This is a genomic window from Emticicia sp. CRIBPO (assembly GCF_009905725.1).
In the GTDB taxonomy this organism is placed as follows: Bacteria; Bacteroidota; Bacteroidia; order Cytophagales; family Spirosomataceae; genus Leadbetterella.
This window is the reverse complement of the sequence record NZ_JAAAKV010000015.1, coordinates 92,966-115,274: the sequence shown is the minus strand read 5'-3', so window position 1 is coordinate 115,274 and position 22,309 is coordinate 92,966. Positions and strand designations below refer to the sequence as shown.

Annotated in this window: 19 protein-coding genes; 6 read left to right on the top strand and 13 right to left on the bottom strand. The window is 43.8% G+C overall.

Annotated elements, in window-relative coordinates; genetic code table 11:
* The 7 genes from GVN16_RS24155 to GVN16_RS24125 all read right to left on the bottom strand — a co-directional run.
* The coding region (locus GVN16_RS24155; RefSeq protein ID WP_205748975.1) for a beta-L-arabinofuranosidase domain-containing protein at positions 1-748 on the bottom strand (748 nt) is incomplete at its 3' end.
* Positions 749-880: 132 nt separating this feature from the next.
* Positions 881-1,681 carry a pyrroline-5-carboxylate reductase gene (proC, locus tag GVN16_RS24150; protein WP_166566538.1) on the bottom strand — a complete coding sequence of 267 codons (801 nt, stop codon included), beginning with the start codon at positions 1,679-1,681 and terminating at the stop codon, positions 881-883.
* A gap of 127 nt (positions 1,682-1,808) precedes the next feature.
* On the bottom strand, positions 1,809-2,975 hold the full coding sequence (locus GVN16_RS24145) for a TlpA disulfide reductase family protein (RefSeq protein WP_166566537.1): 1,167 nt from the start codon (positions 2,973-2,975) through the stop codon (positions 1,809-1,811).
* Between the two features lie 31 nt (positions 2,976-3,006).
* Positions 3,007-4,449 (bottom strand): Asp-tRNA(Asn)/Glu-tRNA(Gln) amidotransferase subunit GatB, encoded by a 1,443-nt coding sequence (gene gatB / locus GVN16_RS24140; protein ID WP_166566536.1) that lies wholly within the window; start codon positions 4,447-4,449, stop codon positions 3,007-3,009.
* A gap of 192 nt (positions 4,450-4,641) precedes the next feature.
* The gene (locus GVN16_RS24135) at positions 4,642-5,493 is read right to left on the bottom strand and encodes a pirin family protein (RefSeq protein ID WP_166566535.1); all 852 of its coding nucleotides are present in this window, start codon (positions 5,491-5,493) and stop codon (positions 4,642-4,644) included.
* 19 nt (positions 5,494-5,512) lie between these two features.
* Positions 5,513-6,232 carry a pirin family protein gene (locus tag GVN16_RS24130; RefSeq protein ID WP_205748974.1) on the bottom strand — a complete coding sequence of 240 codons (720 nt, stop codon included), beginning with the start codon at positions 6,230-6,232 and terminating at the stop codon, positions 5,513-5,515.
* A gap of 79 nt (positions 6,233-6,311) precedes the next feature.
* Complete coding sequence (locus GVN16_RS24125; RefSeq protein ID WP_166566534.1) at positions 6,312-8,399, bottom strand: TonB-dependent receptor; 2,088 nt, start codon at positions 8,397-8,399, stop codon at positions 6,312-6,314.
* A 147-nt stretch (positions 8,400-8,546) separates the two neighbouring features.
* Here GVN16_RS24125 and GVN16_RS24120 point away from each other — a divergent pair, with 147 nt between their 5' ends.
* Complete coding sequence (locus tag GVN16_RS24120) at positions 8,547-9,938, top strand: YfcC family protein (protein WP_166566533.1); 1,392 nt, start codon at positions 8,547-8,549, stop codon at positions 9,936-9,938.
* On the opposite strand, the gene GVN16_RS24115 is transcribed toward GVN16_RS24120, so the two are convergent.
* The gene (locus GVN16_RS24115; RefSeq protein WP_229244339.1) at positions 9,939-10,796 is read right to left on the bottom strand and encodes a hydroxypyruvate isomerase family protein; all 858 of its coding nucleotides are present in this window, start codon (positions 10,794-10,796) and stop codon (positions 9,939-9,941) included.
* Positions 10,797-10,900: 104 nt separating this feature from the next.
* Here GVN16_RS24115 and GVN16_RS24110 point away from each other — a divergent pair, with 104 nt between their 5' ends.
* Positions 10,901-11,782 (top strand): family 16 glycosylhydrolase, encoded by an 882-nt coding sequence (locus GVN16_RS24110; protein WP_166566531.1) that lies wholly within the window; start codon positions 10,901-10,903, stop codon positions 11,780-11,782.
* A 9-nt stretch (positions 11,783-11,791) separates the two neighbouring features.
* Positions 11,792-12,322 carry an RNA methyltransferase gene (locus GVN16_RS24105; RefSeq protein ID WP_166566530.1) on the top strand — a complete coding sequence of 177 codons (531 nt, stop codon included), beginning with the start codon at positions 11,792-11,794 and terminating at the stop codon, positions 12,320-12,322.
* Here GVN16_RS24105 and GVN16_RS24100 read toward each other — a convergent pair.
* Together GVN16_RS24100 and pheS are read right to left on the bottom strand one after the other, a co-directional pair.
* Complete coding sequence (locus tag GVN16_RS24100) at positions 12,301-14,634, bottom strand: sialate O-acetylesterase (RefSeq protein WP_166566529.1); 2,334 nt, start codon at positions 14,632-14,634, stop codon at positions 12,301-12,303. The two genes, GVN16_RS24105 and GVN16_RS24100, sit on opposite strands and share 22 nt — an antisense overlap.
* A 105-nt stretch (positions 14,635-14,739) precedes the next feature.
* A complete protein-coding gene (gene pheS / locus GVN16_RS24095; RefSeq protein WP_166566528.1) occupies positions 14,740-15,774 on the bottom strand; it encodes a phenylalanine--tRNA ligase subunit alpha in 1,035 nt (344 codons plus the stop codon).
* Between the two features lie 277 nt (positions 15,775-16,051).
* Between pheS and GVN16_RS24090 the strand changes: the two genes are divergently transcribed.
* Positions 16,052-16,402 (top strand): LytTR family DNA-binding domain-containing protein, encoded by a 351-nt coding sequence (locus tag GVN16_RS24090; RefSeq protein WP_166566527.1) that lies wholly within the window; start codon positions 16,052-16,054, stop codon positions 16,400-16,402.
* A 64-nt stretch (positions 16,403-16,466) separates the two neighbouring features.
* Here GVN16_RS24090 and GVN16_RS24085 read toward each other — a convergent pair whose 3' ends face one another.
* On the bottom strand, positions 16,467-17,246 hold the full coding sequence (locus GVN16_RS24085; RefSeq protein ID WP_166566526.1) for a M15 family metallopeptidase: 780 nt from the start codon (positions 17,244-17,246) through the stop codon (positions 16,467-16,469).
* Positions 17,247-17,331: 85 nt separating this feature from the next.
* On the opposite strand from GVN16_RS24085, the gene GVN16_RS24080 reads away from it, so the two are divergent.
* Positions 17,332-18,567 carry a nucleoside recognition domain-containing protein gene (locus GVN16_RS24080; RefSeq protein WP_166566525.1) on the top strand — a complete coding sequence of 412 codons (1,236 nt, stop codon included), beginning with the start codon at positions 17,332-17,334 and terminating at the stop codon, positions 18,565-18,567.
* Positions 18,568-18,666: 99 nt separating this feature from the next.
* The gene (locus GVN16_RS24075; RefSeq protein ID WP_166566524.1) at positions 18,667-19,812 is read left to right on the top strand and encodes a hypothetical protein; all 1,146 of its coding nucleotides are present in this window, start codon (positions 18,667-18,669) and stop codon (positions 19,810-19,812) included.
* A 30-nt stretch (positions 19,813-19,842) separates the two neighbouring features.
* On the opposite strand, the gene GVN16_RS24070 is transcribed toward GVN16_RS24075, so the two are convergent.
* Together GVN16_RS24070 and GVN16_RS24065 are read right to left on the bottom strand one after the other, a co-directional pair.
* Positions 19,843-20,631, bottom strand: a complete 789-nt coding sequence (locus tag GVN16_RS24070; protein WP_166566523.1) for an SDR family oxidoreductase — start codon at positions 20,629-20,631, stop codon at positions 19,843-19,845.
* 113 nt (positions 20,632-20,744) lie between these two features.
* Positions 20,745-22,217: a serine protease gene (locus GVN16_RS24065; protein ID WP_166566522.1), complete on the bottom strand. Its 1,473-nt coding sequence runs from the start codon at positions 22,215-22,217 to the stop codon at positions 20,745-20,747.
* Between the last annotated feature and the right edge of the window lie 92 nt (positions 22,218-22,309).

Here is a 22,309-nt window from a genome sequence, read left to right as displayed (position 1 = left end):
AGTCCCGCCCGCCCAGCAACTTTGTCCATGGAGTACTTTGGTGATTGACCATATCTGCCAGCTCCAGCAGATATTTATCCCCGGTATGGTTATACAGCCAGTAGATGGTTAAAATATTATCCTGTCCCCTGGCCTGGCTCCATTCTGTCCATTTGCCGAGGGGGCAGGCTTTGAGATTATTATATTGATATTGAAAGTATTTGCTCATGAAACTGATCACTTTCTGGTCATTGGTGGCAGAATAATATTGCTGCATTACCTTGAGCATGACCATTTTCGGCCACCAGTCTTCTCCCTGCTGGCAATTTTCAAATGGTTTTCCTTCCCTTTCGGATTTGGTTACCGGACCGAAATATCCGTTGGGCCTTTGATTTTGAATGGTCCAGTTGATGTATTTTAGCACTTTATCTTTGAGTTCTTTATCGTCCAGCAGATAGGCCAGGGGCACAGCACCGTCAAGCCAGTAAGGGGTTTCTTCCCAGCCGTCACCTTTACCTCCCAGCCAGCCGTTCTCATTTTTTACTTTTGGGTAGTATTCATCCAGGTGACCGGTTGAGCCTTTTTTCATCTGCTCCAGCTGGGTTTTCAGCCAGCCTTCGGGCTTTATTTTTCCCAACGGAACGGCTACATATTTTTGTGGAACCAGTGGGGCTTTGTTATAGGAATAATAAGGGTTCTGTGCATTTAAAAAAAAGTAACTGAGGAATAAAAAAATGGCCAGAAGAAGTTTACCGGAAGAGCGTTTCATAAGGTTGATATATTTGATATTCATAGAGTAATATTAAATAAAAGCAGGTATAAGTGCAAGGAATCAGAGGTACAACAAAAAAGCACTGCCGCCGGAATGGGGACAGTGCTTTTTTGAAAGAAAGAAATACAGTTATTTTGAAAGTTCTTTAGCTCTTTTTTCAGCCGCCAGTATTCCGCCGATAAGTCCTTCAGAGAGTTTACTTTCTTCAAATACCTTCAGGGCAGCTTCGGTGGTCCCACCTTTGGAGGCCACGGCTTTTATGAGGTCGTCCAGGTCTTTTTCGGCATTGTTGATCAGGTGATAAGCACCCAGCATGGTTTGTTTGACTAACAACTGTGCCATACCTTCGTCAAAGCCCATTTTCTTGCCGGCATCCACCATATGTTTGACGATATAGTAAAAATATGCGGGGCCGCTGCCACTCAGGGCAGTTACGGCGTCAATCATGCTTTCTTCTTCAATAAAAACCGAGCGGCCGGTGGCATTGATCAGGTTTTCTATTTTAAGCAGCTTGGAGAAGCTGATTCCTTCGGCAGCGGTAAAACCTGTGATGCCCATTCCCAGCATGGCAGGAGTATTCGGCATGGCTCTTACCACCAGCTGATGATTAAGCTCATTCTGGATGCGTTCGATGGTAATACCGGCCATGATAGATAATACTACCTGGTCATGTTTGAGTACTTTTTTTAATTCAACAGAGATAGAACTAAAATCCTGGGGCTTTACGGATAAAATTACCAGGTCGTAGTCGCCGATCTGTGAGTTGATGGTGCTGACGACCACCCCTTCGCGGGCACTTTGCAGAGCCTCTGAACGCTCCTCGTTTTTTTCAATCAGAAGAAGGTTATCTTTTTTTACCAGGTCATATTGAATAAAAGAACGGGCAAAAGCCATCCCCATATTACCACAGCCTATTATCGCAATTTTCATTCGTTATATTGTAGTTTTTGACCGGCAAATATACATGAAACCTATAGGAATGTCATAAAATCAGGCACATAAAAAAGCCCTTGTCTTTTAAATGCAGACAAGGGCTTTGAAATATCTTTCTTTGAAATTATTCTCCTTCTTCCACCCATTTAACCATCTCATCATAGACAGCCTGAGAGCTACCGAGGTAGCCGGCACTCTTATTTTTGAATTTCCCGTCTTTATCAATACAGAATTTGGCAGGAATACCCTCTACTCCGTAGCTGATCGCCGTCTGATTGTTGAAATCCAGTATCGGGTTGAGATAAGCATATCCTCTTTGTGTTACGAACTTGTTGACATGATCTTTCCAGTTGTCCTGGGGCACTCGCTCAAAAGTGTTAACAAACAGGAACACTACTTTCGGATTGTCTTTGTATTTATCGATAGCCATTTTCATACCCGGAAACGATGAAATACAAGGTCCGCACCAGGTAGCCCAGAAATCAATGATAACGGTTTTCCCTTTTTGATCCGATAGCTTCACTTTTTTGCCGTTAAGGTCTACCAGTTCGAAATCAGGAGCCGGAGTTCCGATCGTTCCGATACTTTTACGGTTCACTTCCTGGATGAAAATGTTGGCATAGAAGTGGTTTTTACCTTCATCTTTCAGTTTTTGCACCAGCTCCATCATGTATGCCCCGTCAGTTTCAGGATTCAGGAAATTGTTGGCGGCGATAATGCCGGCCATTGAAGTACCCAGTTCTTTTATTTTCGGCAAAACAGCCTGTCCTCTGGACAATTCAGCCGCCTGGTATTCTTTTCTGATGGCTTCACGGTCTTTTTCAGTCTTTGCTGCCTGAAACTTACCTTCCAATACAGACCTGGCCTGACCGAATTGCTGCATCTGGGCCATGATTTCATTGAATTTGTCCATAGTTTTGGAACCTTCTACTTTGAAAGTCGCCGCTTTTTCAGGAGTAGCTACTCCGTCTGCCGTAACGGTCAGGTTTTCGCCACCGTCCAGTATTAACCCGATGATCTGCTGATCAGCGACATTGAGCTGATAGATTCCCGGCTCAGGAATAGTGGTTTTGAAGCTGAAAGCATTGGATGAAGTGGCAGAACTATCTATTTTAGTAGCAATGTTTCTTTCATTCATTTTTTCCAGGTATACTTTGCCTGCGACGGCATTGTTCAGTTTACCTGTAATATTCAAAGATAATCCGGACGCTTTGGTGTCGTTTTTCTGGCTTTGCGAATTACACGCCAGGCAAAGACTTACAAAGAATACCAGTAAGAGATTTTTTTTCATGTTTTTAATTTTAAGATGGTGTTCTTAAGGATTAACTAAGTGCTTTTATCAAAATTTCATTTACTATTTTCGGATCTGCCGAGCCTTTGGACTTTTTCATGACCTCACCTACAAACAGACCTAATAAACCTTTTTTGCCTTTTTTATATTGTTCTACCTTTTCAGAGTTTGCAGCCAGCACTTCGTCGATCAGATGCTGAATGGCTCCCGAATCCTGCTGCTGAATCAGGTTGTTTGATTCCGCAATACTCAGGACACTTGCTCCGGGGTTTTCAATGATCATCGGAATCATCGACTGGGCTGCCGAGTGGCTGATCTTACCGTCATCTACCAAACTGATGATCTCAGCTAATTTGGCCGGTGAAAGACCGAGTTCATTCAGATCAGTTCCTTTGTCATTCGCATAACCTCTGAGTGTTGAAACAATCCAGTTTGAGGCTGCTTTATGATTGCCGGTGTGTTCACAAACTTCCGAAAAATAGTCTGCATAAGTCTTGTCTTCTGTCAGGATAATGGCGTGTTCTTCCAGTATTCCTGATTTCTGTGTAAACTTCTGAAACAACTCACGCGGTAAAACAGGCATTTGCGATCTGATCTCTTCCAGCTTTTCTTCAGTAATCACAATAGGGGCAAGATCAGGCTCCGGGAAATAACGATAATCGTTCATGGTTTCTTTTACCCTCATGCCAAAAGTTTTACCTGAATCCGGATCAAACATCCTGGTTTCCTGGATAATAACCTGTCCTTCGTCCAGCATGGCCTTCTGCCTTTCAATTTCATATTCTGCAGCCCTCTGAAGATTTCGGATAGAGTTCATGTTTTTGATCTCAACTTTTGTGCCGAGTTTTTCAGCTCCTTTCAGCTTCAGCGAAACGTTAAGATCGGCTCTGAGTGAACCTTCCTCCATGTTGCCGTCACTGATGCCTAAAAAACGCACGATCTTACGGATTTCAGTCAGGTAAGCCCCCGCTTCTTCCGCACTTTGCATACAGGGTTCAGAGACAATCTCAACCAAGGGCGTTCCAGCCCTGTTGTAATCCAGCAGGGTATAATGATCAGAACCATCATGCACAGACTTCCCGGCATCTTCTTCCATATGAATATGGTGAAGGGCCAGCGTCTTTTCTTTGAAGCCCTTGCCGTCTTTCAATCTTACGGTCACGCCTCCTCCCACACAGATAGGGTATTTATCCTGAGAGACCTGATAACCCTTTGGAAGATCAGGGTAAAAGTAATTTTTTCGGTCAAAGTAGTTGAAGCGGTTGATCTCACATCCACAAGCCAGCCCTATTTTAACCGCACTTTCGACCGCCTTTTTATTTAACTTTGGCAACACACCAGGGTGAGCCAATGTAATTACACTGATATTGGTGTTAGGTTCGCTTCCAAAATGATTGGCATCAGAGGCAAATATTTTGCTTTCTGTTGATAACTGGCAATGAACCTCTAATCCTATGACAACGTCGTATTCCATTCAAAAAATTTTTGCAAAAATAACCTTTTATATCAGTTTTTGCCACGATAAACAGGTAATTTAATTAGACTTACGCTGCAGAGACTTTTAAGGATGAGTTTTCCGGGAGAAAGAAACGGAGAAGCAGGTGGTTTTATGAAAGAGAATTCATCCGGCCGGAATCCGGAAATTCCGGCCGGATGAACCTTTGTTTTACATGATACCCATTTTGCCTTGCTGATAGTCACGCATGGCTTGCAGGATCTCGGTGGTGGTGTTCATGACGAAAGGTCCCTGGGCTACCAGAGGTTCGTTATAAGGTACCCCGGTACAAAGGATAAAGCGACTGTTGGTCTGAGCCATGATCGTGATGTCCGTGCCTTCATGACTGAAATGGACCATCTGGTGGCCGGTTACCAGTTTTTCGTTGACAACGAGTTCTCCGTTGAGTACATACAGCAGAATATTTCTCTCAGTTTCTACCTGGAATGTTTCCTGTCCTCCTTTTTCAGCTTTAACATTAAAGATCTGAAGATCAGTGATCGATTTAGCTTTTCCTGCCTGACCTTTGAATTCCCCTGAAATGACCTGTGTCGCCACTTTCCCGTCTTCAGATTTTACTACCGGGATATCCTCTTGCTGAAGACCCTGGTACTGGGGAGGTGTCATTTTTAGTTTGGCCGGAAGATTCATCCATAATTGGATGATTTCCATTTTTCCACCCTCTTCTCTCATTTCTTTTGAAACATTTTCAGAGTGTACAATGCCCCTTCCGGCGGTCATCCACTGAACGCCGCCCGGATTGATCACACTTTTGAAACCCTGGCTGTCCGCATGTTCAATGCTGCCTTCGTAGATAAAGGTGAGCGTTTCAAAACCTCTGTGAGGATGCGGCCCGAAAGGTAAACCCTGGTTATAAGGTTCAAACTCATGAGGGCCGTGGTGATGAACCAGTAAAAACGGATCAATCTGGTCAAATGAAGGATTTGGCAAAGGCTGATACATCATATGTTCGCCCGCCCGGTGTGATGAAGCACCTAAAAGTTTATTTATTTTACGTAACATGATCGTTTTAATTTAAGGTTTAGAAATGCATCGGAACGTCTATCAGCAAAACTTCTGCATCTTTGACCGATTTCAGGATAAAGTTGCCGGTTTCTGAAACGCCCATTCCGTCTCTTTCTTTGAGTATTTCTCCGTTGATTTCCACTGAACCACTGATGACAAACACATAAACACCATGATTTTCAGCCTTTAAAGTATAAGCCCTTTCTGTGGTTTCGGACAGTTTGATTAAAGAAAACCAGGCATCCTGGTTGATTTTTACTCCACCACCTTCAGTTTCCAATGGTGATACCACGGTCTGAAAAGTATTTTCACGGCCTTTTTCATCAAAAGCCTGCTGGTCATAACGTGGCTCTATGTTTTTCTTGTCCGGGAATACCCAGATCTGAAGAAATTTGACAGCTTCTTTTGGGTTTTTATTTTTCTCAGAGTGGTATATCCCCGTTCCGGCAGACATGATTTGTACCTCTCCTTTTTTGATTACTGCTGAATTCCCCATGCTGTCCTGGTGCTCAAGGTCACCTTCCAGGGGAATGGAAATGATTTCCATGTTGTCATGAGGGTGCTTGCCAAAACCCATACCGCCTGAAACGGTGTCATCATTAAGAACCCTCAAAGCCCCGAAGTGTATCCTGGCCGGATCATGATAACCCGAAAAACTGAAGGTTTGAAAACTGTTTAGCCATCCGTGATTGGCATGGCCCCTGGTCTCTGATTTATGAACTACTGTCTTTATCATTTTAATATGTAATTGTAATTAATGTATATACATATTTAATGATAAATAAGTTCATACTCAGGTTAACCCTCAGGAGGACCTAGAAGTGATAAGAAAGACTCACCCCTGAATTGAAAGTTCTGTCAGGAGCGATATTGTAGAAGCGGTTGCCAAAGGCGTTGGTGTCATTGCCGAGGCTGTAAGTCTGGTCAAGCAAATTGTCAAATCCAGCAAATATCTTACCTTCCACATGTTTGATCTTTTTATGAAAACCTATTCTGCCGTTGATAAGCTGATAAGGGTCTGCATAGAAAGTATTGGCATCATTCAGGGCGATTTTACCTGATAAATTACTCATCAGGTGAAGGAAAAACCCGTGTTTTTGGATAACATCCAGTACAAATGCCGCAGAATGCTTCGCTATGCCGGGTAATAATTTCCCGGATAAGTCGGTGGCCGTTTGTGTATAATTTTTGTAGGTATAATCATTCAGGGTATAAGCGGCCCTGAGGTTGATTTCTTTGATAAAAAGATTGGATTGAGGCTTAATGATGGCAAATTCACTGCTGAATTCCAGTCCGTTCTGAGCCGTATTGCCTGCATTGACGAAATATTCCAGCCCACCGTCATTTAGCCTTCTGACAATGGTATTGGACAATTGCAATGCGTAGGCACTGATTTCAGCTTTGATTCTCTTGTCGGCAAGTTCTGTTTTTATCCCGAATTCTAGATTCCTTCCTTTTTCAGCAGCCAGTACTTTTAAGCCCGGAGAGTATTGGTAAGTCGCTGAAAACTCTTGTACGGTAGGAGAGGAGAAGCCCAGGCTATAACTTCCGAATAAAGTAAACTGATTGTTGAAATTTTTCAAAACCGCTATTCTCGGCGAAAAAGGAACTGCAGGATTATCATTGATTTTAACAAGATCAGGGGCCTTGGTCAGGTTCAGATAGTTGATAGATTGAGAGTTAAAACTGCCCCCAAGGGTAAAAATAATATCATGAGGTAAAACCAGCTCCAGCTGCGAAAAAAGCGAAGCCTGTACAGAGTTGATTTCTTCTTCGGTCTGTCTTTTTCCGGGTACTCCCTGGTTGTTGTCATAATTGTCAAACTTCGATGTGGTTCTGATAGCTTCCGCCCCGATTTTCAGGTTGCCGGATAATGATGTTCCTGCAAAAGAATAGGAAGTGATATTCCGACCTCCCAAAGATTGTTCATTACGCACTTCGTAGTTGGTAATGAACGGGTTTTTCAGGATGGAAAAGCTGGAGAATAAAGACGTCGTATTCGACCAGTTTTTGTTCCATTGGTATTGTTGAGAAAGCCCGAGGTTAAATAATTTCTGGAATATCCTGGCTTTCTGATCAATGGCACTGGGAGTTGCCGGTGTTTTGGGTCTTGAGCCCCTCGGGTTGGCTTCCATTTGTTCTTTGGTCAGGCCTCCCGGGGTCTGGTAATTATGGTCTGAATAAAAAGCATTAACGTTCAGCGTGTTTTTATCTGAAATAAAGAAAGACGATCTGTAGTTGAAAACATCCCGCACCATGGCAGAATTATCACGGTACCCGTCTGTCTGTGAGTGAGCATAACTGATCACAGCATTCACTTTTTCAGTAGCCGTAGAGTAGCTCAGGCTCCTGTTTTGTGTGCCATAGCTGCCCAACAGCCAATTGGTGCTGACGGCCCGGCGGCTGTTATCGGTTTCTGCGGTCCTGGCATTTTTAGACTGGAGTAAGATCACGCCACCAATCCCGGCCCCGTAGATACTGGCGGAAGGACCTTTGATGACTTCAATAGAACCCAGGGTATTCATGTCCATTAAATTGAAATAGGTAATCCCGTTAGCATCCGTCAGCGGGATGTCATTCCAGTAAACCTTGACATTCCGGACTCCGAAAGGCGAGCGGATAGAGCTACCTCTGATGGCGATCCGGTAACTTCCCGGTGAGCGTTCCTCCATTCTTACTCCGGGATTAATATTAAAAGCAGAAACCAGCGAAGTGTTGTCAAACCGCTCAATATCTCTTGATTTGATCTGGCTGACCGCTACTGAGGTATTCAGGTTGGTTCTGAAAGATTCAAGGCCTTTTACGATCGCTTCATTTAGTAGAAGCGTAGTGTCTTGACGGGCTTCCTGGGCAAAGTTTTGAAAACTGAGGAGGAAAAGGAATAAATATAAAAAGTGTTTCATTTAAGGCTTTTAAAATACTAAATTAGTGGATCAGAACAGGAATCAGGCCCATCTGTTAAAATATTTATTTAATCTGTAGACATAAACTGCTAATTTGAGTTTTGAACTACCCTAAATGTAGAAAACCAAAGAAACCCCTAAGCTGTAATGAAGAAAAAATGGTACGATTTTATTCCACACCCGGCCGTCATGCTTTTTATGATCCTGGTTTTTGCCACCTTACTGACCTATCTCATTCCTTCGGGAGAATATCAGAGAGAACTGGTGGAAGGAAGGGAGAGGGTGGTGCCCGGGTCATATCATTTAACAGAACAAACCCCCGTCAGTTTTTTCCAGATGTTCATAGCCCTTCCCCTGGGATTTCAGACGGCTGTTAAAATAGTTTTCATTGTACTGGCCAGCGGTATCATGTTCGGCTTTCTCCAGGAGTCGGGTGCGATCGAAAATGCGGTGGGAACCATGGTCAGGAAAATGGGAGAAAGCAGTAAATACCTCATCATTGTATTAATGACTTTTGTCTATTCTTTGCTCGGAGTCTTTGTAGGCTATGAAAATAACATTGCGATGGTGCCGATTGCCGCTTTAATCAGCCTTGCGATAGGGGGTGACCTGGTGCTGGCTGCCGGCATTTCTGTTGGGGCCATTACGATTGGCTTCGGACTTTCTCCCTTTAACCCTTACACCTTAGGCACGGGTCAGAAGATCGCCCAGCTTCCTATGTTTTCAGGGGTTTGGCTCAGGGCTTTTCTTTGTCTTGCGGGTGTAGCCTTATTAGCGGCTTACAATGCCATGTACTTCAGTAAAATAGTGAAAGATCCTTCAAAAAGCCTGGCACTTGGCCTGGATACCGAAGGATTTAAGCTTTCCAGGTCGCTTGAAAAGTATAAACTGGGAGCGAAGGATCAACTGATTCTGGGTGTATTTGTGCTGGGCCTGATGGTCATGTTATACGGCGTGTTTATCCATCACTGGGAAATCAATGAGTTGTCTGCTATTTTCTGTATCCTTTCGGTGATTTTCGGATTGATCAGCCGTAAATCAAGTGATGAATTTGGAGAAATAACCCTTAAGTCTGTCTCTGTTGTAGCCCCGGGAGCTTTTATGGTTGGTTTTGCGTCAGCCATTAAAGTAGTGCTTGAAACCGGTCATATCAATGATACCATTGCCTATAATCTGTCAGGCCTGCTGACCGGGCTTCCTGCTTATTTGTCCGGCATCGGGATGATGTTTGTCCAGTCGGTCATGAACTTCCTTATTCCGTCAGGAAGCGGTCAGGCTCTGGCAACGCTTCCGGTACTGATTCCGGTAGGTGAAGTGCTGGGGTTAACCAGGCAGACGACCGTGCTTGCTTTTCAGGTAGGCGACGGCCTGACGAATCTGATCAATCCTGCTGCGGGCGGGCTCATAGCGATGATTGCGATGTGCCGGGTACCTTTTGATAAATGGCTGAGATTTATTTTTCCCCTGGTGCTCGTACTGTTGCTGGTTACTTCACTGACGATGGTCTTCGCAGTTCTTACCCATTACGGACCGTTCTGATCAGACGTCACAGATCAGGACGCCCTGTTTCAGAGAGGCCAGCTTGTCCGCTTTTTTGGGAATAAATTCCTGTCCCACAAAACCTTTGTAGCCGGTAGCTGCAATGGTTTTCATAATGGCCGGATAAAACAGTTCCTGGGTATCGTCAATTTCCGCCCTGTCCGGTACACCACCCGTGTGATAATGAGCAAAATAATTATGGTTGTCTTTGATGGTCCTGATGATGTCTCCTTCCATGATCTGCATATGGTAGATGTCGAAAAGAAGCTTGAGGTTTTCTGAATCCAGCATACGGCACAGTTCCGTACCCCAGTCAGTCATATCGCACATATAATTGTGATGATCTATTTTGCTGTTGAGCAATTCCATCACAAGGGTAACTTTTTTCTTTTCTGCATAGGGAATGATCTGACTCAGGCCTTCAGCACAGTTTTCGAGCCCCTCTTCGTCACTGAGGTCCTCCTCACGATTACCTGAGAAACAGATCAGGTTTTTCAGGCCTGCTTTGGAGGTTTCATCAATCAGGTATTTATACCACTCTATGTGACCTTTATGATGTTCTTTTTTATTCCAGCCTTTTTCTATGCCCCAGTCTTTGTTAATAGACGATACCATGGCACAGGTAAGGCCATGTTTTTTGACGATATCAAACTCGTTGACATTCAGTAATTCCACGGATTGTATTCCCATTTCCTTGGCGGCTTTGGCCAGGTCTTCAAGGGGAATAGTGTCGTAACACCATCTGCAGACAGAGTGATTAATATTTCCTTTCAGGGCCAGCGGGGCTTCATCAAAGGCGTGAGCAGAAAGCCCGTCGGTAAGGGTGATGGCAGCGGCTGTGCCTATCAGCTTTTTCATAATCTCTCTTCTGTTTGATTTGTTTTGCATCCTTGTTATTCTTAATTTGCCATTAAAAACGGATTCAAATTTAAAAATATTTAAAATTTCCGTAACAAAAAAATATGAGAAATTTAAGCCTGGCTTACCCCCTGCTTCTTGCCGGATTTTTATTCTGCTCATGCTCAAAGGATGATTCTGTGAAGAAGGATGAGGCTGAAGAAACAGATGAAACCGGTACCACAAAAAAAGTCTATAGCCTCGATATGAGCAAAACGGTATGGGCCGATGAATTCGATTATGAAGGCAGTCCTGACCCGGCTAAATGGAGCTACGATACCGGTGGAAACGGTTGGGGAAACAATGAGCTTCAGAATTATACCAACACCGTAAAGAACGCCTCTGTTAAAAATGGTTTGCTGACGATTACAGCCATCAAGGAAATCCTGGGTTCAAATCAATACACTTCTGCAAGGCTGGTTTCAAAAAGCAAGGGAGATATATTATACGGAAGAATAGAGGTGAAAGCAAAGCTGCCCTCCGGCACGGGAACATGGCCGGCCATCTGGATGCTGCCGACTTTTGCCAGTTATGGCAACCTGTCCTGGCCTGATAACGGAGAAATCGACATCATGGAACACGTGGGGTTCGATCAGGGGGTAGTGCATGCCAACATTCATACCAAGGCTTTTAATCACTCAATCGGCACCAATAAAGGGGACCACATAAATGTTGCGAACGCTTCACAGGACTTCAATGTTTATGCCTGCAACTGGTATCCCGACAGCATTTCTTTTGAAGTTAACGGTAAGAGGTATTTCAAATTTGAAAATAACACTTCATATAACTGGACACAGTGGCCTTTTGACAGGAAGTTTCATATCCTGCTCAATATTGCTGTGGGGGGCAACTGGGGAGGGCAAAAAGGCGTGGACCCTGCCGTTTTTCCCCAGAAAATGGAAGTAGACTATGTCAGGTTTTATGGAATAAAAGAAGAAAACAAATAGGCGTGTAAGATGAGAAAATTGTCGATGGACGAGCTCAACAGGATCAGTGTTGAAGATTTTAAGAAAGAGGATAAAACGCCCTTATGTTTCGTGCTGGATGATATCAGGAGCATGAATAATGTAGGATCTGTTTTCAGGACCTCAGATGCTTTCCTGATTGAGAAAATATATTTATGCGGGATCACAGGAAGACCACCACACCGTGACATTGAAAAAACGGCACTAGGGGCTACAGAATCTGTAGACTGGCTTTATCACGAATCGGGTCAGGAACTTGTGAAGCAACTGAAAGAGGAAGGCTGGGTTATCCTCGCTTTGGAACAGGCCGAAAACAGTGTCTTTCTTTCTGATTTCAAGCCTGAAAAGAACCTAAAATATGCCTGTATACTGGGAAATGAGGTATTCGGGGTAAATGACGAAATCATCAGCCAGGCTGACTATGTCATTGAAATTCCTCAGTTCGGCACCAAACACTCGCTTAATGTGGCGGTTTCAGCCGGTATTCTCGCCTGGGACTTTTATTCGAAAATCAAATTATAGGTCTTTTTAGTATTGCCGTATCCCACTGAGAGGATAAATTTCCCGCCCGTTCTGTGTTCATTCAGATGAATGGGTACCGGGGCAAGGAGTGTTCCTACAGAAGAAGTAAGCACCAGCTGACCATCGGAAGTATACAGTTGTATGTTGACATTCTTGATCTCTGTATCTGAAGTAAGCTTGAACGTGCCGTCAACGACCGGGTTCGGATAAACCGATAAGCCTGAAATAGCACTGTTTTTAGTATAAGAAACAATAGAAGAGAATTTAGACTTACAGGTCAGCGTTCCTCCGGTAGGTGTGGTGAAATTCTTAACGGAATTGACTTTGTAATAACCGTTTTGGGTCACCATCAGGTCTTTTTGTTCCACTTTCAGAAACTTGTTCTCAAGATACCATTCAAACTGGTTAGGATCATCATTTGAAATGGCTTCCATTGAATACGGACCGGACTGAACCAGCGTAGGTGTCGCCGGAAGTATCTGTATCAACGGCTTAACGGTGTTTGAAACCGGTGACGGACAATCAAAATTACTGTATAAGGTTACGAATGAGCCTGCCGGAGGGGTAGAAGTGTAGGCAACCGTATTGGTGGTTTCTCCTGTATTCCACTGCACACCAAAATTGAATGGATTGTTTACCCTGACCTCTACTTTTCCGCCTTCACAATCTGCATTTTTATTATTGACAAACTCCAGGTTGGGTTTAGACGGAGGGTTGACAAACTGCGGTGTGAGCTGGTTTGAGTTAGGGGACAAACAATCAAATGTATTTTTGAAATTGGCATAAAATGCTTTGCTTTCTCCTGAATTGATGGAGGTACTGGTTTCGCCTGTATTCCATACCAATGAAAGATCAGCTACTGTATTGGCTTTCAGCTCGACGGTTTTTCCTATGCACGCCGTGATGGAAATCGCCGGGGTGATGGTCGGTGCAAACCTCGGATAGGCATCTCTCACCTTCATGACATTGGAGAAAATATAATTACCGGCGGCATCCCTTGCAACGGCAGAATAGTCGCCCTGATTCACTTGTATCGTACTTGCACTGGTGCTGCCGTTATTTCCGTCCCATCTGATGGAAGCGAAGCTTTTGTCGAGCCTCAGCACGGCAAGATTGTTGACATCACACTTAAACTTTATTTCGTTTAACTCCGTCCCTTTGAAAGGTGTGGAATTGGTAAAGAAAAAAGTATTTAAAGACTGATCCCACGAGTCAGCAAGTATGGAGAGTCCGTTTACTGAGCCGCTGTTGCTGAAGTGGACACCATCAGGTCTTGGAAACTGTATGCCGTCAGTGGCTGGTCCGTCAAAAACCAGCTGCGTGGTATTGATCACGGCATTCTGTGCTTTAATGATATGAGCGAAAACCTGGTTGGCATTCAGCGAGGCCTTGGCTACGACCCAGTTGATGTTCTTTCCTGTGTTTTTCCGGGTTTCGGCGATGAGTGTCTTCAAACCGTCAAAATACGAGCTTTCGCTTGTGAAAGAATCGGCTTCTCCCTGGTGCCACAGCACGGCTCTTACACCATAAAGTGACGAAAGATTCTGCAGAACGATTCTGAGGTTGGAATAAGGTGTTCCTCCCTGAAACTGTTGCCCTGTATAAGGATGGACGGTAGGCCTGCCGGCAGCACTCGAAACCCAGTTTTCCAGACTGGAGCCTTCTGTGGCCGCGTTATAGAACATGACCGGGACATTCAGACGCTTCACGAGTTTGTCGCCCAATTCCCCCCAGCACCAGGCCGTTAAACCTCTGGGTCCGATGAAATCATTGGCCTGTATTTTAGTGAATTTGTCCATCGGAACAGACTCATTCAAAAACTGATTGTTATAGTAATTATAACCGTTCACACGGTCGTCGCTGGCTCCTACAGCATTGATGTTGTTACCGAACCCCTGTGCGTTGGACTGGCCGGCTATGACAAATACTTCGCCGATACCCACTTTTTGCACTGTGCCGATATCAACGACCTGGATGCCTTTGAAACTACGGATTTCTAAAGTGTACCAGCCACCGGTGCTTTCAATTTTTCCTGTAAAAGAGAATCCTTCAATCTGGGAGTCGATGGTGATCCAGTCGGTGCCCGTTCCCTGGCCAAAGACCACCGGAATAAGCCTGGCTTCAACTTTGTCGGCGTTGTTGACAAGGTTGCCTGAAATAGAAATAATGCCTCTGTTGGAGTTGTCCCTTTGAAATACTGATCTTTCAGCGGGATAAACGACGCTTAATTGTGCGGTTAGTTTTAAGAAACTGCTCAATCCCAGGAAAAGGATCAGGCAAGAAATAATTTTAGTATTTTTAAATTTGCACATTTCAAAATATAAATATCTGTTTCTCAATATTGTCTGGCTATTTTGAGGAATAGCATAGCGGGTGTAAATCATATTATACGAAAGTTGTCTGGTGCCTATTTTAACTCAGGCCCCTTTAAATTGTCTCAGGAACCTGACATCGTTTTCAAAAAACAGACGCAGGTCATTGATCCCATATTTAAGCATGGTTATCCTTTCAATACCCATGCCAAAAGCAAATCCCGTGTATTCTTCAGGATCTATGTTACAGTTTTTCAGCACATCAGGATCAACCATGCCTGATCCGGCAATTTCAACCCATCCTGAATGCTTACAGATATTACAGCCTTTGCCATGACAGATAAAACAGGTCACGTCAATTTCCGCACTAGGTTCTGTAAAAGGGAAATAACTCGGTCTCAGTCTTATTTTGGTATCTTTTCCGAACATTTCTTTTGCGAAATGCAGCAAAGTATCCTTCAGGTCTTTAAAACTTACATTTTTGTCAACATACAAACCCTCTACCTGGTGAAACTGGCAGTGGGCCCTGGCAGAAATGGCTTCGTTTCTGTACACCCTTCCGGCCATGATCGATCTCAGAGGAGGCTTTTTATACTCCATTAACCTGATCTGAACGTTGGAAGTATGGGTCCTCAACAAAATATCGTCCTTCTGAACAGCGGCTTTTTCGATGAAAAAGGTATCCTGCATCTCTCTGGCCGGGTGGTTTTCTGCAAAATTCAACGCAGAAAAATTGTACCAGTCAGATTCTATCTCAGGACCGTCTTCCGAATTAAAGCCCATTCTTGAGAAAATCTCAACAATCCTCTTTCTTACGATAGAAAGCGGGTGAAGGCTGCCTAAAGAATTCGGGGTGGACGGAAGGCTGAGGTCCAGGTCCAGCCGGGTATTATTACCGGCCCCTTCATTCACCTTTTCGGATAATTCCTTAAATTTCTCTTCTATCAGGTTCTTCAATGCATTTAATTCCTGCCCAACGACCCTTTTCTGATCATTGGCTACCAATTTAAATTCATCAAAGAGCAGGTTAAGCTCTCCTTTCCTGCTGAGAAACTTCAGCCTGAAATTTTCAACTTCTTCTGACGACTCAGCCTGAAATGAATTGATATGCGTAATAATGTCCCTGATTTTTTCTAACACAGCTCACTTTTTAAAATTAGGTTGCAAATATAGTCATTATCATAAATAAAATCCAATTTTGAGCCTATGGGTTGAAAATGAAGGTTTAACCCTCTTAAGGCATTAGGTATTTCTACGTAATCGAGCGGGTATAAACACCCTTTTTTAAGACCTTGTGTTTCGTAAGTTATTGATTGTTAGTGAATTAATTTTTCAGTGGTTTTTACCTGTCTTGAAATTATACCTGCGTCTTTTTACTTTTGACATAAGTATTATAAAATTGACCCTAAAGAATTACATGGAAGTTGCTGAAAACAATCAACTCTCAGAAAGCAATGTCTTCAGATTTGCTTTTTCTGGATCTAATGTTTCGCTTCTCAAGAAGGAAATCGTTAGGTTGGAAGGATATCAAAATTATACTTATATCTACAGCAGAGGTAAAAAATACCTCAGTTCAATGACGCTCAAGCATTTCGAATCCATACTGGATAGCAGCCAGTTTATCAGAACACACAAGAAACACATTGTTAATAAGGCCTTTGTAAAAGATTTTATCGAGGGCGTTAAATCATCCGAAATTAGAATGGTTTGCGGCAGTCAGATTGAAATTTCCAGGAGGAGGTTGAAATCCGTGCGGGACAATTTTTGAACTTTGTAATACTTTAGTGGTTAGGTGATTTTAAAACAACTATTCATTTGAGCAGTTGTTTTTTTTATTTTATAATGGTGTAGATTTTTTTGGCTGTTTCGCGTGAATGATAGTTAAAATGCCACCATTCGCTCGTAATAGGCATAAAATTATACTTTTCCATTACACTTCTCAGTAGTTTTCTGTGGATGATGTGGTCTTTCGTTAATTTACCCTCTCCGACCATCTGATCTTCCATTCTCGGATAGGCCAGTTCCCCGAAATAATCATATTTTGTGCCCATGTCCAGAACGGAATCTCTGGCCACATCAAAAATGGTGAGGTCTACCGCACAGCCATAATTATGAATCGAGCCCATTTCGGGATTGGCCACATAATTTGACCGCAGCGGAGGGGGAATCGTATCGAGTTTATCCCACAGTATCTTTTGTACACTCAGGGGTCTGACGCCGTCATAAACAAGCAGTCTGAGATTAGGATCGATGTTCATCAGCTCTTCATTAGCGGCAGCCAGGGCCTGTGCAGGTTTTAATTGCAGGTACGCTTTTGTCAGGTCTTCGTAAACATCCTCGCCAAAAAAGTTATCTTCGGTACTGTATTTAAGCTCTACTTTAATATTGGGATCGACATCCTGTATATTCACCAGGCCCTGATCAATGAGCGATTGTTCGAAATTTCCTACGGTACTGGCCGGGGCAGTTGGTTCCACAAAAACTTCTTTAGTCACCTCTGCCTTCTGCTCCGGGGCTGAAGTACATGAAAATGTAAAGGACAGGATATTAAGAAGCAGGCAATGCTTTAAGGTCTTAGTATAAAAAGGGATGTTGCGATCCGGTAAATACATAACTCAGCAAAAAGTTTCTTAAAATTGAGATAAAAAGTTAATTTGCCTCACAATTTAGTAAACAAATAAACCCGGCGTAGCATATATGGCATTAAATTATATTTGGGTAGCATTTTTCCTGGTGGCTTTTGTAGTCGCCTTACTTAAATTCTTCATCAGCGGAGATACTGAAATTTTTAAAATCATTGTGGAAGGCATGTTCAATTCTTCCAGGGTGGCAGTCATGGACATTGCTTTGCCGTTGATTGGTGTCATGACCTTCTTCCTGGGGATATTAAAGGTAGGTGAAGAGGCCGGGGCAATCAGAAAGCTGGCTAAGGTGATTGCACCGTTTTTCAGTAAATTATTCCCTGAAGTGCCTAAAGATCACCCGGCGAACGGTCAGATGATCATGAACTTTTCGGCCAATATGCTGGGGCTGGACAACGCGGCCACGCCGTTCGGCTTAAAAGCCATGCAGAGTTTACAGGAGCTTAATCCGAGCAAAGATACGGCTTCCAATGCCCAGATCATGTTTATGGTGCTGCACAGTGCGGGTCCTGTACTGATTCCCGTCAGCATTATTGCACAGCGGGCGATCTACAACGCGGCTGATCCCTCGGATATTTTTATCCCGGCCCTTATTTCGGTTTATGTGGCCACGCTCACGGGATTGCTTTTCGTGGGTATTCGTCAGAAGCTAAACTTTTTTGACAAAACCCTGATGAGCTGGCTTGTCGGGCTGACGGCCTTTATCGGGTTTGTTATCTGGTATTTTGGAAATTTGCCTAAAGAAGAAATCGAAACCACTTCAAAAGTAGTCAGCAACCTGGTACTGCTCATTTTTATTGTCGGATTTATCGGCGGGGGAGTATATAAAAAAGTGGATGTTTTCGCCGCATTTATTGACGGGGCCAAAAGTGGTTTTGAGACTTCGATTAAAGTCATACCATACCTGGTAGGTTTGTTGGTGGCTATCGGTGCTTTAAGAAATTGCGGGGCACTTGATTATGTCGTTGATGCTTTGAAATTCCTGTTTTCGCTAACCGGGCTGAACACCGATTTTACAGAAGCTTTACCCACGGCACTGATGCACCCTTTAAGTGCCAGTGGCTCAAGGGCCATGATGATTGACGCGATGAAAACACATGGTGCTGACTCTTTTATAGGAAGATTGTCCTGTGTGTTCCAGGCTTCGTCTGATACCATCTTATATATCCTTGCTCTTTATTTCGGCTCGGTAAACATCAAGAATACCAGGTATACCCTGGCGGCCGGCTTATTGGCTGATCTCGCGGGGGTGGTAACGGCCATTATTGTCTCTTACATCTTCTTTCATTAAAAATGCTAAAGATTTGTTAACCACTTTAATGAATAATGAAAATAAAAACCTTTCTGTTTAATTTCTGAAAAAAAGGAAATAATATAACTAAAGCACGCCATGAAACCCTTTAAATTAACCTTGATCCTGGCTGTTCTGGTCGCAGGACAAGCCTGCCGGAAGTCCGGAACGAAAGCCCTTGAGAAAGGCGACTATTACAATGCTGTGGTCCAGTCTGTCGAAAAATTAAGAAAAGACACGGATAATGATAAAGCCGCTGCCGTACTTCCGACGGCCTATAAGTATGCCAGTGAAGACCTCCTGAATAACATCTCCAGGGCCAAGTCAGCCAATCAGCAGTTTCGCTATGAAAGAGTGGTGGAAAGTTATCAGAGGCTTAATGCTCTGCACGATATGATAGAACAGTGTGTGCCTTGCCGGAGACTGGTAACGCCACAATCTTATTTTGCCGAAGCTCAACAGTCAAAAGACATTGCGGCCGGGGAAAGGTATGATGCTGCGGAGGAATTGCTTAGGAAAGGAACTATACCTGCAGCCAGAGAAGCCTATAATAATTATGAATTTCTGCAATCTTATGCCCCAAACTATAAAGATGTAAATATCAGGATAGAGGAAGCTCTCAATGCGGGGTCGTTTCATGTGGTGGTAGAGCAACCTAAACTCAACTCCCGGCTGTTTAATTACAGTCATGAATACTTCCAGAGCAGGATTGACGAGTTTTTAAGGACGAATAAGAGGCTTAATAAATTTATCAGGTTCTATGACCCTGCTGAAGCCAAACAAGTGAAGCTGAAGCCGGATCACGTGGTCAGGCTGGAGTTTCTGGACTTTGTAGTCGGCGAAACCAACGTGCAGACTGACAGGTATGAAGTGACCAGCAAGGATAGCGTGAAAGTAGGAACAACAAAAGTGAACGGTAAAAACCAGGATGTTTATGGTAAAGTGAAAGCCAGGATCACCAAAAGCCGCAAGGTCGTGAGGTCAAGAGGGGTGATGTTGCTTGAAATTTATGATTTCAGAAGCAACAAGACATTATTAAAAGAAGAACTTCCCGGAGAATTTACCTGGGTCAATGAGTGGGCTTCTTACAATGGCGACGAAAGAGCCCTGAATAAGGAAGAGCTTATGCTGACGCAAAGACGGGAGGAATTGCCCCCGGCTCCTCAGCAACTGTTCATAGAGTTTTGTAAGCCCATCTATGATCAGTTTACCAGCAGGGTAAAAAGATTTTATGATAAATATTAAAATAAAGGGAGCTCCGGCTCCCTTTATTTTTCAGAGTGAAGCTGCAAGACCTCCGTCTACAGGGACATTGATGCCATTGATGCTGGCTGCTGCCGGACTGCACAGAAAAGCCACTGCTGCGGCTACTTCCTCAGCTGTAGCAAATCTTTTTGTAGGAATGGTATCTGTTAATGCTTTCTCTACTTCCGCTTTTGATACGCCGTCGTTACTGGCCCGCATGTCGTTGACCTGGTCGAGCCGGGCGGTTAAAGTGTAACCTGGCAAGACATTGTTGACTGTAATGCCATGTTTCGCAATTTCTTTTGAAAGGGTTTTTGACCACGAAGCCACCGCCCACCGGACGGTATTCGAGACTCCCAGGCCTAAAATGGGCTGTTTGACAGATACTGAAATGATGTTGACAATTCTGCCGAACCCGGAACTGATCATAGAAGGGACACAGGCCTGGACCAGTATCTGGTTACACACCAGGTGTTGTTCGAAAATCCTGACGAATTTTTCAGGTAATTCATCTATAATGGCCCCGCCTGCAGGCCCGCCTGAGTTGTTGACCAGGATATGAACTTCGGGATACTCAGTCAGATATGATTTTATCGTAGCAGAAACACTGTCGGGATGGCTGAAATCAGCCACGATATATCGATGCGTTTGCGTTTCATTTTTTGGAAGTTCGGCCAGCTTCTTTTGAAGGGATGCTTCATTTCTGGCCATGAGGGTCACGTTTGCTCCCATCAGGGCCAGTTCAAAGGCGGAGGCCCAGCCGATGCCTTGGGTGCTGCCGCATACCAGGGCTGTTTTGTCAGAAAGATTTAGATTCATGAATGATTATTTTTCCTAAAATTGAGGCTAAATTCTCAAAAACACAAACCCTCTTCCAAATCATTTTGAAGATTTCCGTACTTCCGGAACAGGCCGGAAATACGGAAAGAAGATTATTTGAAAATAGACCTGGTGGCTGGCTTGGTAGGGTTGCCGGCCATGTCGTAACCGATTACACAGATCTTGACCGGTAAGTCTTTTTTGCTGATGGTTAATGGAATTCTCCGGTAAGTAACATAGCCTTTCATGTCATTGGGATCAGCGTTAAGGTCACCGATTTTATAAAGATAATTGCCGAGCTCAGGCGGAGAAAAGTTAAGTGAAACCCTGTAAGCGTCATCAAAGTCATTGACTGAGATAGAAGGCTCTTTGGTAGGAGCTTTTTTATCAACTTCAATTCTGGCCAGTGTGGCAAACGCCGGCTGCTGCCAGGTCTGATCGAAAACAGGGCTTGGACCACCAATGACAGCCAGGTAATAATGACCTTCTTCAACCGGCAAAAGATCTTCTATTTTAGGTTTCACCGAGGTTTGGATGGCCTGTCCGTAACCGTTGATGTCTCTTGGGTTTGAGGTACCCATTTTTCCGATTTTATAACGATAATACGGTTGGTCCAGGATGGTGTAATTCCAGTTTTTTTGAGCAGGGGTATTACTTCCTGCCAGGTTTATTGTCGGGTTAATTGCTCCGATAGGACTTCCTTCTATATTGGCTTGTTTTCCTTTATCCAGCTTACACCCCGGAGCGTCAGGATTAAATACCCCTTCTGTATTAAAACATCCTTTAAGCTCGGTTACAGACAGGAAATAGCTGGTATTTTGAGAGAATCTGATGCCTGAGGCAACACTTTCGCAGGGAGCTCCAAGGTAACAGGGGCTTTCGGCGTCAATAGTCGTGGTATTGATCAGGCCGATCACACCGTCTCTCAGGTCGGCAAAAACCGGCGAGCCCGAGCTTCCGCCCTTGATATCCGGCATCATGGTGGCATACATATCCCACCAGCTCCACGAAAACTCGATCAGGTCGGTTTTACCCATTACCACAGAAGATGACTGACGAAGAAACTGGCTTTCCTGGGGTATGCCGGTAACCGGAATACCATAGGATTTAATAGCGGTTCCAGACTTCGGGATGCCTCCGGCTATGTTAAAAGGCTTAATGCCTTTCTGGGCCAGTTCGCCTACTGTGGCATTTAATTCCACAATGCCCAGATCGGTGCCTTTCATGGTAGAATAAGCGATCTTTTTGGCCTGTATTTTTACTTTATTGGCTGAGGTGCTGTCCTTAAACATATTGAAAGTGACATAATGATCTGTAGCAGGAACATTAAAATTAACTTCGTTTTGTGACCAGCCCTGAACGCAGTGACCGTTGGTCAGGACATAAGCCGGACTCTGAAGGTTTTCAGAGAATCTGACAAATACCGCAGTACAGGTAGATGCCCCTGAATACTGGCCTACGGCTTTCAGTTCGGTCAGTGTTTTATCGATGACAAGGCCATCATTGGGATAGATGAATTTTTCAGGATCGGAACAGCTTAAAGAGAGGTACAAAATGCAGACAGCGAAACTTAACTTTTTTAACATAATAAAGAATTGGATTAATAAGAATAAAAAATGAGGACTCTTATTACCCTTTTCTGGTTGGAAAGCCTGACTGATAAAAACAAAAAAGCCGG